This is a genomic window from Brevundimonas kwangchunensis (genome assembly GCF_039523815.1).
Lineage (GTDB): Bacteria > Pseudomonadota > Alphaproteobacteria > Caulobacterales > Caulobacteraceae > Brevundimonas > Brevundimonas kwangchunensis.
In genome coordinates, this window is record NZ_BAAAGA010000001.1 from 429,412 (window position 1) to 444,095 (window position 14,684).

General features: G+C 68.1%; 14 protein-coding genes. 7 read left to right on the forward strand and 7 right to left on the reverse strand.

What is annotated here, in order from left to right; all coding sequences use genetic code 11:
- The first annotated feature begins 13 nt into the window (after window positions 1-13).
- The 3 genes from ABDZ95_RS02050 to ABDZ95_RS02060 all read left to right on the forward strand — a co-directional run bounded on the left by ABDZ95_RS02050 (window position 14) and on the right by ABDZ95_RS02060 (window position 4,791).
- A complete protein-coding gene (locus tag ABDZ95_RS02050) occupies window positions 14-2,080 on the forward strand; it encodes an OPT family oligopeptide transporter (RefSeq protein WP_343789602.1) in 2,067 nt (688 codons plus the stop codon).
- Window positions 2,081-2,249: 169 nt separating this feature from the next.
- Window positions 2,250-4,082 carry a translational GTPase TypA gene (gene typA / locus ABDZ95_RS02055; RefSeq protein WP_343789605.1) on the forward strand — a complete coding sequence of 611 codons (1,833 nt, stop codon included), beginning with the start codon at window positions 2,250-2,252 and terminating at the stop codon, window positions 4,080-4,082.
- Between the two features lie 196 nt (window positions 4,083-4,278).
- The gene (locus ABDZ95_RS02060; RefSeq protein ID WP_343789608.1) at window positions 4,279-4,791 is read left to right on the forward strand and encodes a superoxide dismutase; all 513 of its coding nucleotides are present in this window, start codon (window positions 4,279-4,281) and stop codon (window positions 4,789-4,791) included.
- A 123-nt stretch (window positions 4,792-4,914) separates the two neighbouring features.
- Here ABDZ95_RS02060 and ABDZ95_RS02065 read toward each other — a convergent pair whose 3' ends face one another.
- A complete protein-coding gene (locus ABDZ95_RS02065) occupies window positions 4,915-5,169 on the reverse strand; it encodes a GlsB/YeaQ/YmgE family stress response membrane protein (RefSeq protein WP_343789611.1) in 255 nt (84 codons plus the stop codon).
- Between the two features lie 183 nt (window positions 5,170-5,352).
- Between ABDZ95_RS02065 and ABDZ95_RS02070 the strand changes: the two genes are divergently transcribed.
- Together ABDZ95_RS02070 and hisN are read left to right on the forward strand one after the other, a co-directional pair.
- On the forward strand, window positions 5,353-5,727 hold the full coding sequence (locus ABDZ95_RS02070) for a helix-turn-helix domain-containing protein (RefSeq protein ID WP_343789614.1): 375 nt from the start codon (window positions 5,353-5,355) through the stop codon (window positions 5,725-5,727).
- A 73-nt stretch (window positions 5,728-5,800) separates the two neighbouring features.
- Window positions 5,801-6,586, forward strand: coding sequence for a histidinol-phosphatase (gene hisN, locus ABDZ95_RS02075; protein ID WP_343789618.1), 786 nt, complete (start codon window positions 5,801-5,803; stop codon window positions 6,584-6,586).
- Here hisN and ABDZ95_RS02080 read toward each other — a convergent pair.
- The 3 genes from ABDZ95_RS02080 to ABDZ95_RS02090 all read right to left on the reverse strand — a co-directional run bounded on the left by ABDZ95_RS02080 (window position 6,583) and on the right by ABDZ95_RS02090 (window position 9,457).
- Window positions 6,583-7,626: an alpha/beta hydrolase gene (locus ABDZ95_RS02080; protein WP_343789621.1), complete on the reverse strand. Its 1,044-nt coding sequence runs from the start codon at window positions 7,624-7,626 to the stop codon at window positions 6,583-6,585. The genes hisN and ABDZ95_RS02080 overlap by 4 nt on opposite strands.
- Complete coding sequence (locus ABDZ95_RS02085; protein ID WP_343789624.1) at window positions 7,623-8,534, reverse strand: class I SAM-dependent methyltransferase; 912 nt, start codon at window positions 8,532-8,534, stop codon at window positions 7,623-7,625. The genes ABDZ95_RS02080 and ABDZ95_RS02085 overlap by 4 nt, the downstream gene beginning before the upstream one ends.
- 95 nt (window positions 8,535-8,629) lie before the next feature.
- Window positions 8,630-9,457, reverse strand: a complete 828-nt coding sequence (locus tag ABDZ95_RS02090) for a class I SAM-dependent methyltransferase (protein WP_343789627.1) — start codon at window positions 9,455-9,457, stop codon at window positions 8,630-8,632.
- A 292-nt stretch (window positions 9,458-9,749) separates the two neighbouring features.
- On the opposite strand from ABDZ95_RS02090, the gene ABDZ95_RS02095 reads away from it, so the two are divergent.
- A complete protein-coding gene (locus tag ABDZ95_RS02095; protein ID WP_343789630.1) occupies window positions 9,750-10,217 on the forward strand; it encodes an Hsp20 family protein in 468 nt (155 codons plus the stop codon).
- A 60-nt stretch (window positions 10,218-10,277) separates the two neighbouring features.
- Here ABDZ95_RS02095 and ABDZ95_RS02100 read toward each other — a convergent pair whose 3' ends face one another.
- From ABDZ95_RS02100 to gpmA, 3 genes are all read right to left on the reverse strand, one after another.
- Complete coding sequence (locus ABDZ95_RS02100; RefSeq protein WP_343789633.1) at window positions 10,278-11,537, reverse strand: pentapeptide repeat-containing protein; 1,260 nt, start codon at window positions 11,535-11,537, stop codon at window positions 10,278-10,280.
- 66 nt (window positions 11,538-11,603) lie between these two features.
- Complete coding sequence (gene ribD, locus ABDZ95_RS02105) at window positions 11,604-12,242, reverse strand: bifunctional diaminohydroxyphosphoribosylaminopyrimidine deaminase/5-amino-6-(5-phosphoribosylamino)uracil reductase RibD (RefSeq protein WP_343789636.1); 639 nt, start codon at window positions 12,240-12,242, stop codon at window positions 11,604-11,606.
- Window positions 12,243-12,244: 2 nt separating this feature from the next.
- Entirely contained in the window at window positions 12,245-12,961 is a 717-nt protein-coding gene (gene gpmA, locus ABDZ95_RS02110; protein ID WP_343789639.1) for a 2,3-diphosphoglycerate-dependent phosphoglycerate mutase, read from the reverse strand.
- Window positions 12,962-13,139: 178 nt separating this feature from the next.
- Between gpmA and ABDZ95_RS02115 the strand changes: the two genes are divergently transcribed.
- Window positions 13,140-14,639, forward strand: coding sequence for a phosphomannomutase/phosphoglucomutase (locus ABDZ95_RS02115; RefSeq protein WP_343789643.1), 1,500 nt, complete (start codon window positions 13,140-13,142; stop codon window positions 14,637-14,639).
- The last annotated feature ends 45 nt before the right edge of the window (window positions 14,640-14,684 follow it).

The following is a 14,684-nucleotide window of genomic DNA, read 5'->3' on the forward strand; positions in this document are numbered from 1 at the left end:
GAGGACATTCACCATGACCGATACATCCGCGAGCCCGCCCGCAAGCGGCGGCAAGCGTATCGAACTGACGCTTCGCGCGCTGGTTCTGGGCTGCGTTCTGGCCGTGATCTTCACGGCCGCCAACACCTATCTGGGCCTGCGCGTGGGCCTGACCTTCGCCTCGGCGATCCCCGCGGCGGTGATCGCCATGGCGGTAATGCGGACGTTCCGCACCTCGACGATCTGGGAGAACATGACGGTTCAGACCGTCGCCTCGGTCGGCGGGGCGATGAGCGCCATCATCTTCGTGCTGCCGGGTCTGGTCATGGTCGGGGCATGGCGCGAGTTCCCGATCTGGGAGTCGATCGCCATCTGCGCTCTGGGCGGCGTGCTGGGCGTGACCTTCTCGATCCCGCTGCGCCGGGCGTTGGTCGTCAACGGCGGCCTGCCCTACCCCGAAGGGGTCGCCGCGGCCGAGGTGCTGAAGGTCGGCTCGCGCGGGGCGGACCAGAGCGAGAGCGCGGTCCGCGAGAACAAGATCGGCCTGTGGGTCGTGGTCTGGTCGGCCGTCGCGGCGGCCGGCTTCGCCTTCCTGCAGGCGGCAAGAGCCTTCGCCGGTGAAGCGGCGGCCTTCTTCAAACTTCCCGCCGCCCTCGGCGGCGGCGCGACCGGCCTGGGCGCCGGGATGCAGTTCGCCCTGCTGGGCGCCGGTCACCTGATCGGCCTGACCGTGGGTCTGGCCCAGCTGTTCGGCCTGCTGGTCGCCTGGTTCATCATCGTGCCGATCATGACCTCGCCCGACTATGTGACCTGGACCGCGGGCATGGGACTGGAGTCGCTGGCGGCGACGGTTCCGGCGGGCGCCAGCGCGGCGGAGCTGGCCACCACGGTGTGGCGCAACGAGGTGCGCTTCATGGGCGCCGGCGTCATCGGCGTCGCGGCCATCTGGACCCTGGTCAAGCTGGCCGGCCCGCTGGTCGGCGGCCTGACCTCGGCCCTGAGCGCACAGGCCCGTCGCAAGGGCGGCGAGGTTCTGGACCGTACCGAGCAGGACATTCCGATCAGCTGGGTCGGCGGCCTGTCGGTCCTGTGCCTGGTCGGCATCGCGGCCCTGCTGGCCTATGTGGCCCAGGCCGAACCGGCGCTGGCGGGCTCCACCGCCATGCTGGTGGCCGGCGGCATCGTCTACGTCATCCTGATCGGCTTCTGCGTCGCGGCCATCTGCGGCTACATGGCCGGTCTGATCGGTTCGTCGAACAGCCCGGTGTCAGGCGTCGGCATTCTGGCGATCATCGTCTCGTCGCTGATGATGCTGGCCATCATCGCCGCGGCGGGCGTACCGGCCGATCCGGCCTTCATCGCCTACGCCCTGATCGTCACCGCCATCGTCTTCGCGGTCGCGGTCATCGCCAACGACAACCTGCAGGACCTGAAGACCGGTCAGCTGGTCGAGGCCACGCCCTGGCGTCAGCAAACGGCCCTGATCGTCGGCGTCGCCGCCGGCGCCGTGGTCATCCCGTTCGTACTGAACGCCCTGAACCGCGCCTTCGGCTTCGAGGGCGGACCGGCGGGCATCGCCTCGGAGCCGCTGGCGGCGCCGCAGGCGACCCTGATCTCGGCCCTGGCGCGCGGCGTCATCGGCGGCGACCTGCGCTGGGACCTGATCGGCGTCGGCGCCCTGATCGGCGTGGCCGTGATCCTGCTGGACGCGGTGCTGAACAAGTCAACCAACGGCAAGGTCAAGCTGCCGCCGCTGGCGGTGGGCATCGGCTTCTACCTGCCGGCCGCCGTGACCGTGATGCTGGTCATCGGCGCGGTCTGCGGCTGGCTCTACGAGCGGACGCTGAAGGGCAAGTCGTTCGAGGAGGTAGGCAAGCGCATGGGCGTGCTGATGGCTTCGGGTCTGATCGTGGGCGAAAGCCTGTTCGGCGTGCTGAACGCCGGCGTGATCGGCAGCACCGAGAACGAAGCCCCGTTCGCCGTCTTCGGCATCGCCGAAACCTGGCCCGAGGGCGGCGGCATGCTGAGCGGGATCATCGTCTTCGGCCTGATCGTGTTCGCCCTGTACAACTGGATCCGCGGCCAGTCGGCCAAGGTCTGATCGCCAAAGGATCGCCTCTTTCGGAGGCGATAGGGCCTGCAGTTGCGCCAGTGCGTGTTTCCCACGCACTGGCGTTTCCGCGTGCGGGCCTGTATGAGGCGCGCGCCTTCCCGCAATTACGCCCTGTTCGCGGCCCGAACCGTTCCGGCCGCCCTTTCGCGATACCCATATGAATCTGCGCAACGTCGCCATCATCGCCCACGTTGACCACGGCAAGACGACCCTGGTCGATCAACTGCTGGCCCAGTCGGGCGTGTTCCGAGCCAACGAGGCCACCACCGAACGCGCCATGGACTCCAACGACCAGGAGAAGGAACGCGGGATCACCATCCTGGCGAAAGCCACCTCGGTGCTGTGGAACGGCAAGGCGGGCGAGACCCGCATCAACATCATCGACACCCCCGGCCACGCCGACTTCGGCGGCGAGGTCGAGCGCATCCTGGGCATGGTGGATGGCTGCGTCATCCTGGTGGACGCCGAAGAGGGCGTGATGCCCCAGACCAAATTCGTGCTGACCAAGGCGCTGAAGATGGGCCTGCGTCCCATCCTCTGCATCAACAAGGTCGACCGCGCCCACGCCGATCCGGACCGCGTGCACCTGGAAACCATCGAGCTGTTCGAGGCCATCGGCGCGACGCCGGAGCAGCTGGACTTCCCGCACATCTACGCCTCGGGCCGCAACGGCTGGGCGACGATGGACCTGAACGAGAAATCCGACACCCTGGCTCCGCTGTTCGACCTGATCGTCGACCACGTGCCGCCGCCGGCCGTGCAGGCCAACAAGGACAAGCCGTTCCAGATCCTGAACGTGCTGATCGAGTCCGACCCGTTCCTGGGCCGCATCCTGACTGGTCGCATCGAGAGCGGCAAAGCCGTTCCGGGCATGCCGATCAAGGCGCTGGACCGCGATGGCAAGACGATCGAACAGGGCCGCATCACCAAGGTGCTGGCGTTCCGCGGCCTGAAGCGTCAGGCGCTGGACGAAGGTTCGGAAGCGGGCGACATCGTCGCCATCGCCGGCATGTCCAAGGCCACCGTGGCCGACACCCTGTGCGCGCTGGAAGTCACCGACGCCCTGCCGTCGCAGCCGATCGATCCGCCGACCATTTCCATGACCGTCTCGGTCAACGACAGCCCGCTGGCCGGCCGCGAGGGCGACAAGGTCCAGTCGCGCGTCATCCGCGATCGCCTGCTGAAGGAAGCCGAGGCCAACGTCGCCATCCGCGTGACCCAGACCGCCGGCGCCGACGCCTATGAAGTCGCCGGCCGCGGCGAACTGCAGCTGGGTGTTCTGATCGAGAACATGCGCCGCGAAGGCTTCGAAGTGTCGATCTCGCGTCCGCGCGTGGTCTATCAGACCGGCGAGAACGGCGAGCGGCTGGAGCCGATCGAGGACGTCATGATCGACGTCGACGACGAGTACACCGGCGTGGTCATCGAGAAGCTGTCGACCCGCAAGGCCGAGCTGAAGGACATGGGTCCGTCCGGCGCCGGCAAGACGCGCATCCAGCTGATGTGCCCGTCGCGCTCGCTGATCGGCTATCAGGGCGAGTTCCTGACCGACACGCGCGGCTCCGGCGTGCTGAACCGCGTGTTCAGCCACTACGAGCCGCACAAGGGTACGATCGAGGGCCGCCTGAAGGGCGTGCTGGTCTCGAACTCGGACGGCGATACGGCGGCCTTCGCCCTGTGGAACCTGGAAGACCGCGGCGTCATGTTCGTCGGCGCGGGCGAAAAGACCTACCAGGGCATGATCATCGGCGAGAACTCGAGGTCTGACGACCTCGACGTCAACCCGATCAAGGGCAAGCAGCTGACCAACGTCCGCGCCTCGGGCAAGGACGAGGCCGTGCGTCTGACCCCGCCGCGTCGTCCGTCGCTGGAGCAGGCCATCGCCTATATCGAGAGCGATGAGCTGGTGGAGGTGACCCCGAAGTCGATCCGCCTGCGCAAGGCGGTCCTGAACCCCTCCTTCCGCAAGAAGCGCGTGCGCGAGGACTAGATTTTCGAAACAGGGTTTTCGAGCGAAGGGCGGGCCGAGAGGTGCGCCCTTTTCGATTTCAGGCAAGGATCGACCCTGAATCGGTCAATCCGGGCAGACCTGAGGTCATTTCGTGGCGGTCGAAACAATCCGTCACATCGTGTGTTTGTATCTCCATGCGAGCTCTCCCCGCTCGTGCAAACAAGGCAGAGACATCATGCGTAAGACCGCGCTCCTCACTGGCGTCGCCGGCCTGCTCCTCATGACCGCTCCCGCGTTCGCTCAGGACAGCACGGCGCCGCAAACTCCTCCCGCCCCGGCTGAACAGCCCGCGCAGGAGGCCGCTCCGCAGAGCCTCACCCTCAACCCCGGCCAGACGATCGTCAGCTCGGATGGTCAGGATCTTGGCCAACTGGTTGGCGCCCGTAACGGCGACGCCGGCCAGGAACTGACGGTACGTGGCGCGGATGGTTCGGTCCGCGCCGTTCCGACCACCGGCATCAGCCAGCAAGGCGAGAAGGTCGCGGTGGGCTGGACGGCCGCCGAGTTCCAGGCCGCTCCGCCGATTGCCGATGAATCGGGCGTCCCTGCCGCCGAGCCTTCGGCTCCGCCGGCCCCGGTCGATCCGTCGGCCGCCAGCGAGCCGTCTTCTGTCGAACCGGCCACGCCGCCGAGCGAGCCGATGTCGGAACCGACCCCGGAGCCGGCCCCGGCCGAACCGGAAGCCTGATCGGCTGACGACACTTGAAGTGGAAAGGGCGGTCCCCCGGGGCCGCCTTTTTCACGTCTGCACTCCGGGCAAACAAAAAGGCGGTCCCGATGGGGACCGCCTTTCGTTTCGATGGCCGTCGGATCAGCCGCGTCGTTTGATGAGGCCGACCAGGAACAGCAACAGACAGGCGCCGAGGAAGGCGACCAGCAGAGTGATGAGATTGAAGCCGCCGACGGCGATCCCCAGCAGGTTGCTGGCGATGAAGCCACCCAGCAGGGCGCCGATGACGCCGACAATCAGATTGGTCAGCAGACCGTGGTTACGACCCATGACCTGTTCGGCCAGCCAGCCGGCTGCGATGCCGATGACGATCCAGCCAATGATACCCAAGCCCATTTCTATCTCCTGAAAAAGCAACGCTCGGGCGGGCAAACGTCTCTCCAGCGTTACAGTTGCCTGACATGGTGAAGAACGCTGCTCGGCGACAATCCCCCAAGACGCGAGCGCGGCACGCCCCTTGCCGCTTGAGGGGGGAGACGTCCCGCTTCGGGACAGGCTTGATCAAAGGGGAACGGGGACATGGCCTCGGACATCGATCTTCATCTCGGACGCCGCCTGCGCCGCCGCCGTCGCCTGCTGGGCCTGACCCAGCAACAGCTGGCCATGCAGGTCGGGATCCGCTTCCAGCAGATCCAGAAGTACGAGTGCGGCGCCAACCGCATCTCGGCCGCCCGCCTGTGGCAGCTCGCCGAGGCGCTGGAATCGCCGGTCAGCTATTTCTACGACGGCCTGGAAGAGGCCATCGAACGCAGGGAGGCCGCCAATCAGGGTGGAGAGATGTTTTCCCGCAAGGAAACGCTCGACCTGATCCAGGCCTACTACCAGCTGGACGAGAAGCCGCGCCGTCGCCTTCTGGACCTGGCCAAGTCGCTGCACGCCGAAGACGCGGCCTGATCGGCTACCCCTGCGACCGATTGCACGCGGTTGCGGGGTGACATGACGGCGGGGCGTGAGTATCCCGCCCGTCATGACCGAATTTGAGCGCTTCATCGTCGAGCTGACGTCGGCCGCGGCCGAGGTCACCCTGCCCTTCTTCCGCTCGGACATCGGGCATGTCGACAAGGGCGGCGCCGCGGGCTTCGACCCCGTCACGGAAGCCGACAAGCAGGCGGAGGCCGCGATCCGCAAGGTGATCGCCGCCCGCTATCCGGACCATGGGGTCATCGGCGAGGAGTATGGAGAGGACCGGCCGGACACCGAGTTCGTCTGGGTGCTCGACCCCGTCGACGGGACGCGCGCCTTCATCGCCGGCCTGCCGCTGTGGACCACGCTGATCGGCCTGCGCCACAACGGAAGGCCCGTCGTGGGCGCCATCGCGCAGCCCTATCTGGACGAGGTGTTCGTCGGCGGACCCTCGGGCGGCCAACTGATCTCGCGCGGCGGATCGCGGCCGCTGAAGACGCGGCCCATCGAGACGTTGAACGACGCCATCATCGCCACCACCGACCCGGCCATCTTCACCGGCTCGGAACTGGGCGCCTGGACACAGGTCCGGGCGGCGGCGCGGCTGGCCCGCCTGGGCTGCGATGCCTATGCCTATGCCATGCTGGCGGACGGGCGGATCGATCTGGTCGCCGAGAGCGGGCTGAAGGTCTGGGACTGGTCGGCGCTGGTTCCCGTGATCGAGGCGGCCGGCGGCGAGGTCACCAACTGGCGCGGCGAAACGCCGGACGGCTCGGGACAGATCCTGGCCGTCGGCGACGCCCGCATACGCGATCAGGCGCTGGTGACGCTGAAGCGCGCGGCGCTCTAGGCGGCGCTCGGCTCCGTCGCGGGCACGGGATCAGCCGGCGCGATCGGGCTCAGGTCCTCGACCGGCGACACATAGGCCGCCATGGCGTCGAACTCCTCAAGGAAGACGGCGCGCTTGTCGTCCGTCTCCATGATGACCTCGTGCTTCGCGAAGGGCACCTCGACGTACCGGCCGCGGCCGAGGCGCTTGGCCGCCCATTTGTTGGTCTGCTTCCAGACGCGGTCGTCCTCGGCGGCCTGCACGATGGCGACCGGAACGCGGACGGCCTTCAGCGCCTTGGGCTTGAGTGCGCGCTCGCCGACATCGAGACCGAACGCCAACCAGCCCCAGGTCGGGCCGCCGACGGCGAGGTGCGGGCAGGCGAACAGCTGCTGACGCCACTGTTCGTAACGGGTCTCGTCGGACGTCAGGGCGTCCTTGTCGAACGTGTGGTCGAAGGGATCGTCCGCATCGTCCAGCACATAGTCGCCGGCCTTGCCGTGACGCAGGTTCCAGCGCACCGCCAGCTTGACTGACCACATCGACCGCTTGCCGGTCTTGATGCGCAGCATGGGGCTGGACAACAGGGCGCCCGAGAAGCGGCTCTCGCCGTTCTCCAGCGTCATCAGATTCAGCACGCCGCCCATCGAATGGCCGACCATGACCCAGGGCTTGGGCGCACGGGTTTCGAAGGCGTCGAGCAGGCGGGCGTAGTCGTCGAGAAATTCCTCGACCGCGCGGGCGTGGCCCTTGAGGCGATCCGGCAGCAGGCGGGCCGACAGGCCCTGGCCGCGCCAGTCATGGGCCAGAACGCACCAGCCGCGGGCGAGGAAGTTGCCGATGACCTCGAAATATTTCTCGATCGGCTCGGTCCGGCCGGGGCTGAGGACGACCGTGCCGCGAGGCTTCTGCGCGACGAGGGCCGAGGGGGTCCAGAAAGCCGCGCGCAGACGCAGGCCGCCGGCGCCCCGGAACCATTCGCCCTGACCGCCCGGAGGCGCGGAGGCGCCCGGGACCCCCATCAGGGGTGCGTTGGCGGCGTAGGCGGCGGCTCGATTCACTCGGGTTTCCTGAACTTCAAGGTCATTCGGTCACTCTCACCGATCTCGTCGTACTTACTACGATCGAAGGTCGGATCGGGCGCAGAGCCGCGCGGCGCCGTGAGGCTCCGCGGCGGAAGGGTCTCGACGCCGAATGGATGATCCTTGGTATCTCTTTCATTCGCGTTGATTTCGGACGCGGCGACGAAGGCGAAGCCCGCTTCGGCCGCCAGCTGTCTGACGAACGCTTCCTGGACGTATCCGTTCGCCGCAGCCGGATCCTGATCCTGGTCGGGCGCGAGGCGATGCTGCTCGATGCCGAGAACGCCGCCCGGCCGCAGGGCGGCGAAGGCATCGGCGAAGGCCTTCTCCGCGATGCCGGCGGCCATCCACTGGTGGATGCTGCGCATGAACAGGACCATGTCCGCCGTGCCGGCCTCGGTCACCGGACCGGACGTGGCGCCGAAGGCGCTGATCTCGATCTGGCCATACAGGCGGCGGTCGTTTGCGAAGCGCTGCTGGAAGGCGGCCATCAGCTGGACCTGGGCCGGGTCGGCGCCGGGACCGGTCTGGAAGCCGGCGGCGACATAGGTTCCGCCGCCCTCGGCGAGATAGGGCGCGAGGATCTCGGTGTACCAGCCGCTTCCCGGCCAGAACTCGACCACCTTCATGCGCGGCTGGAGGCCGAAGAAGCGCAGGGTCTCCATGGGGTGACGCCAGACGTCGCGGCCGGCGTCCTGCACGCGCCATGGCCCCTGCACCGCCCATTCGAGCGAACCCTTGGCCGGGCCATCGGGCGTCGCAGGCGGCTCGGCCGTCTGCTCGCGCCGGCCACACGCCGACATGCCCAGCAAGGCCGCCGCCGCAACGCCGGAAAGCACGCTCCGGCGCGACGGCGAAATGCGCCGGCCCTTCGTTCGATCACTCATGCACGTCCCCCGGTCGGGCGCGTCGGCTCGTCGACATACGCCCCGGTCGAACCGGGCTTAACCGTGTTCCCGGACGGGGTCAAAGCCTGCACGGCTCAGCCCGGCTTGCGGAACCGGAGGGTCATGCGGTCGCTCTCGCCGACCGCGTCGAGCTCGGCGCGCTCGGCCTCGGTCAGCGGGGTCGGCCGGTCGAGGGTGTTGCCCTCACGCGGCGCGCTGACCCGGTTGGGCGGGAGGCTCCAGACGCCATAGGGATGGTCATGGTCATCCTTCGGGTTGGCGTTCAGCTGGCTCCGTTCTTCAAGAACGAACCCGGCGGCCTGGGCGGCGTGGATGACATAGCTTTCGGACACATAGCCGGTCGGCGCGGTCTGGTCGGGGTTCAGGCCCTCGGGGCCGCGGTGCTGTTCGATGGCGAGGACGCCGCCCGGCTTCAGGGCCTTGAAGAAGGCTTCCATATAGGGCGCGGTTCGGCCCGCCCGGTGCCAGTTGTGCAGGGCGCGGGCGACCACGACCATGTCGGCCGAGCCGTCGGCGACGCCCATGCCTTCCAGCGGGCGGTTGACGCCGACGTAGGTCCCGCCGGTCGCGGCGGCGTAGGGCTCGAGGATGTTGCGCCACCAGCCGGCGCGGCCCGGCTCGATCTCGACCACCGTCAGATTGGGACGCAGGCCCCAGAAGGTCAGGGTTTCGAAGGGATGCCGGAACTGGTCGCGGGCGCGGTCCGAGGCCGGGCGGGTCTCCGAGGCGACAGCGGCCTGCAGGGCCGTATCTTCCTGAAGGACCGGCGGGGCCATGGCGGCGCGACGGGCGGTGCGCTGGGCCGGGGTCTCGTCCAGCGTCGGCATGGCCGGCAGGGTCTGGGCGGTTGCGAGGGCAGGAGCGAGAACGGCCGCGGCGGCGGCGAGGGCGACAAGGCGCATGGACGTCTTCCTTCAGAACGGCGTCGACTTCAGTGAGCGGGACCCTGACCGTCACCGGCGGCAGGGGCAAGCGAGGTTCGGCGACAAGCGACGAAATCACGCGACCTTGAACGCGCCATCCGTCCCCTTGAACGCGGATCGCGACCTCCTAACTCATTCCCCGAGGCCGCCGATGTCGGGGTCTCCAGACCGGACGGGGCCGAATGCGGGCCGACCGGACTGATCTCCCACTGCCGGTCCGGGCGCCAAACCGCGGGACCGGTTCACCTTGCTGATCCTCAGGAGGATGACCATGCGTACCTATGATTTCTCGCCGCTGTATCGTTCGGCCGTCGGCTTCGACCGTCTGGCCGGTCTGCTGGAAAGCGCCGCGCGCACCAGCCAGGAAAACGGCTGGCCGCCCTACAACATCGAGACGACCGGCGAGAACGCCTATCGCATCGAGATCGCCGTCGCCGGCTTCAAGCCCGACGAGCTGACGCTTGAGGTGAAGGAGAACCTGCTGACCGTCACCGGCCGCAAGACCGCTAACGACGACGCGGGCGCCGAGCGCACCTATCTGCATCGCGGCCTGGCCGAGCGCGATTTCGAGCGCCGCTTCCAGCTGGCCGACTATGTGGTGGTGAAGACCGCGGACCTGAACAACGGCCTGCTGTCGATCGAGCTGGCCCGTGAACTGCCGGAGGCGCTGAAACCCCGCCGCATCGAGATCGGCGCCGGCAAGCCGTTGATCGAGGGCAAGAAGTCGAAGGCGGCGTAAGACCCGCTTTCAACGAAGCCTGATGAAGGGGCGGCGCGATGCGTCGCCCCTTTTTCGTGGTCAGCTGAAGTCGATGCCCCGCGCGCCGGCGGTGATGGCGCCGTCCAGCTCGGCCTGACGCAGACAGGCGCCGCGCATGATGGCCCGGGTCAGGTCAGCGCCGGTCAGGTTGGCGCGCTTGAGATCGGCGCCCGACAAATCGGCGCTCTTGAGATTGGCCCCGGTCAGATCGGCCGGAAGCAGGCGTTCGGGCCCGATCATCAGCGGCCCCAGCTGGGCGCCGCGAAGATCGGCGCCGGACAACCGGGCGCGAGCGAGGCGCGCGCCACGAAGATCGGCGCCCTTCAGATTGGCCGAGCGGAGATCTGCGTCCTCGAGGTGCGCGCCCTGAAGCTGCACGCCCTCCATATCGAGGCCGTAGAAGACCGCGCCCTTGGCCGACAGGGCCGTGAGGTTGTAACCGCGGATCGAGCGGAGGGATCGCAGATCGACCCCGTCGAACACCGAGGGCTGCCCCTCGCCGCCGCCGGTCTCACACCAGCGCGCATGTTCGGCCAGCATGTCGGCGGCCGGCATGTTGTCGACCGGAGCGCCCGAGGCGCGGTCGGTCAGGCAGCCGGACATGTCGGCCCCGTCGGTCCGCCACATGGCGGCCTTGACGCCCACCAGCACCGCATCGCGCAGGTCCGCGCCGGTCAGGTCGCAGCCGGACATGTCCGCGCCGGCGAGGTCCGCGCCGCGGAAGCTGGCGTGCTTCAGGTTGGCCCGGACCAGCTTGCAGTCCTTCATGATGGCGTCGGAAAAATCGGCCGAGACGGCGACGATACCGGTCAGCTTGGAACGCTCGAGGTTTGCGCCCGACAGGTTTGCGCCCTGGGCCTGGGTGTCGTTGCGCTGCTGGGCCTCGATCACCCGGAAGCCGAGCTTGGGGTCCGAGGCGGCGATGGTGCCCTCGCGCAGGTCGGCCTCGAACAGGTCCGCGCCCGTAAGGTCCGCGCCGCGCAGGCAGGCCCCGCGCAGGTCGGCCCGGCGCATGCTGGCGTCCTTCAGGACGACCTCCTGCATGTCGGCGCCGAAGAAGGTGGCGTTGTCGAGGGTGGCGCCGGTGAGATCGCATCCGATCATGCAGGCGGCGGCGAAGTCGGCGTCGGCGAGGTTGCGACCGGCGAGGCTGAGGCCGCTCAGGTCCAGCCATGCGAAGACCGCGCGCGCACCGCCGGGCTTGGCCTGCCACAGGCGATCGTGCCGGGCGCAGATCGCGTCCAGTTCCTGTTGATCAAGACGGCGCCGTCCGGCCGCTGTGGTCGTGTTCCCCGACATTGACCCAGAATGGCACGCTGCCGCTTAAAAAAGCGTTTGGAATCGAGCGTTACGCGAAGCTTGCAATCAGAGGGTCAAAAGACCCTGCTCCTTCAACGCCTCGGCCAGTTCTCCCGGCCCCACCCAGACGCGGGTGTAGCCGGCCTCGCCCAGCCGCTTGAGCTCGGTCGAGAGATCGGATCTGGACGAAGCGGCGAAGCGGGCGTCGAAGCCCTCGCCCGTCTCGTCGATGCGGACCATCGGCCGGCCGGTCTCGACGCGGTGGAGATAGCCCTCGTAGAGAACCGCCGCTTCCTCGGCCAGCAGGCCGGTCTCGACCTCCAGCCCCGCCTTGCGCAGGCGCTCGACGCCCCGCCCCGAGGCGAAAGGCGACGGATCGACAGCAGCGACCACCACGCGGGTCACGCCGGCGTCCATCAGAAAGTGGGAGCAGGAGATACGGCCCGACGAGCGAGCGCCGCAGGGCTCCATCGTCACATAGGCGGTTGCGCCCTTCGCCGTGTCGCCGGCGGCGGGGACAGCCTGTTCCTCGGCGTGGGGACGGCCACCCGGAGCCGTGGCGGCTTCGGAGACCACCTCGCCATCCTTGACGATCACGCAACCGACCGCCGGGTTCGGCCAGGTCTGGCCCATCCGCGCCTTGGCCAGCGCAATGGCCCGGCCCATGAAGCGGATGTCGTCGGAGGCCTGCTGCGCGGTGGTCATGTTCAGGCTCCGACCGCCGGCAGCGGCGTGGCGCGGGTCTGGTCCAGATAGCGGGCGGCCGTCGGCTTCAGGCCGGCGTCCAGATCGATCTCCAGCGGATTGCCTGTCGGGATCTCGACACCGACGATCTGGTCGTCCGGCACGCCGAACAGATGTTTGACGATGGCGCGCAGCGAGTTGCCGTGGGCGGCGATCAGCACATCCTCGCCGGCCTGCAGGCGCGGAGCGATGGCCTCGTTCCAGTAGGGCAGGACGCGATCCAGCGTGGTCTTGAGGCTTTCGGCAGCCGGGATGTCCTTGCCGACATAACGGGCGTCGGCGGTGAAGTCCCATTCGCCGCCCGGAGCCAGCGGAGGAGGCGGAATGTCGTAGCTGCGCCGCCAGATCTTCACCTGATCCTCGCCATGCTTCGCAGCGGTCTCGGCCTTGTCCAGCCCGGTGAGGCCGCCGTAGTGGCGCTCGTTCAGACGCCAATCCTCGACCACCGGCACATCCTTCAGACCGGCCGAGTCCAGCGCCAGCGCGCCGGTGCGCTTCGCCCGTTTCAGGACCGACGTGAACATGACCGCCGGCTTGAAGCCCGCTTCCGCGATCAGTTCGCCGCCGCGCCGGGCCTGGGCCTCGCCCTCGCCCGTCAGATCGACATCGACCCAGCCGGTGAAGCGGTTTTCCAGATTCCACTGGCTCTGGCCGTGGCGCAACAGGATCAGGCGGGGCATGCAGGTCTCCGGTGAACGTCGAACCGGGGTAGGCCGGGGGTCGGAAAGGGTCAAGGTTCGGTGCGATTCGCAGTTCCGGGGACCTCGCCGCGAACTCGTGCGTTGTTGCGGCTTCGCGAGCGGCGCGGCTACAAGTCGGGCCAGCTTCGCCGCACCTTACGGCCATCCAGGATCACCGATGCAAAAGCCCCGCGCCGACATTCGTCCGAACACGGCGGAGTACGAGACCATCCCTCTGGTCAAGGCCACCGGCTTCCGGGAGTACGACGCGCGCTGGGTGCTGGAGAAGGAAATCAACCTGCTGGGCATCCAGGCGCTGGGCCTGGGTCTGGCGACCTACATCCACGAGATCGGCCAGACACCGAAGATCGTCGTGGGCCACGACTTCCGCGGCTACTCCCTGTCGGTGAAGCAGGCGCTGACGCTGGGCCTGCTGGAAGGCGGGATGGAGGTGCTGGACATCGGCCTGGCTCTTTCTCCGATGGCCTATTTCGCCCAGTTCGAGCTGGACGCCCCGTGCGTTGCCATGGTCACCGCCAGCCATAACGAGAACGGCTGGACCGGGGTGAAGATGGGCGCCAATCCGCCGCTGACCTTCGGGCCGGACGAGATCGGCCGCCTCAAGGACATCGTGCTGAATGCCGAGGGCGTCAGCCGCGCCGGCGGCACGCTGACCCGGATCGACGACTTCCGCGAGCGCTACATCGAGGAAGTCTCCAAGCGGGTGAAGCTGAGCCGGCCGATCAAGGTGGTCGCGGCCTGCGGCAACGGCACCGCCGGCGCCTTCGCCCCGGAGGCCCTGCGCCGGATGGGGGCCGAGGTGATCGAGATGGACACCGAGCTGGACTTCACCTTCCCGAAGTACAATCCGAACCCGGAAGACCATGCCATGCTGATGCAGATGGCGGCGCGGGTGAAGGAGACGGGCGCCGACCTCGCCCTGGGCTTCGACGGCGACGGCGACCGCTGCGGCGTGGTGGACAACACCGGCGAGGAAATCTTCGCCGACAAGATCGGCCTGATGCTGGGCCGCGACCTGTCGGCCCTGCACCCCAACGCGACCTTCGTCGTCGATGTGAAGTCGACCGGCCTGTACAAGACCGACGAGGTGCTGGCGGCCAATGGCGCGCAGACGGTCTATTGGAAGACGGGCCACAGCTACATCAAGCGCAAGACGGCCGAGCTGGGCGCGCTGGCGGGCTTTGAAAAATCGGGCCACTTCTTCTTCAATGCCCCGCTGGGCCATGGCTATGACGACGGCATCGTGGCGGCCGGCGCCGTGCTGGCCATGCTGGATCGCAATCCGGGCAAGCAGCTGTCCGAGCTGAAGGCGGCCCTGCCGGACGCCTGGACGTCCCTGACCATGAGCCCGCACTGCGACGACGAGCTGAAGTACGGCGTGCTCGAGCGGATCGTGGCCGAGTACCAAGCGCTGGCCGACGCCGGCAGCGAAATCCTGGGCCGCAGGATCGTCGAGGCCATCACCGTGAACGGCGTGCGCGTGCATCTGGAAGACGGCTCGTGGGTGCTGGTCCGCGCCTCGTCCAACAAGCCGGAGCTGGTGGTCGTGGTCGAGAGCATGCGCTCCGAGGACGACATGCGCGCCCTGTTCCGCGAGGAGGTGAAGCCCCGACTCGCGAAGTACGAAGAGATCGGCGCCTACAACCAGGAAATCTGATCTTCTTTTCGCAGGGCGCGCTCAAAAGGCTCCGCCTTTTCGACC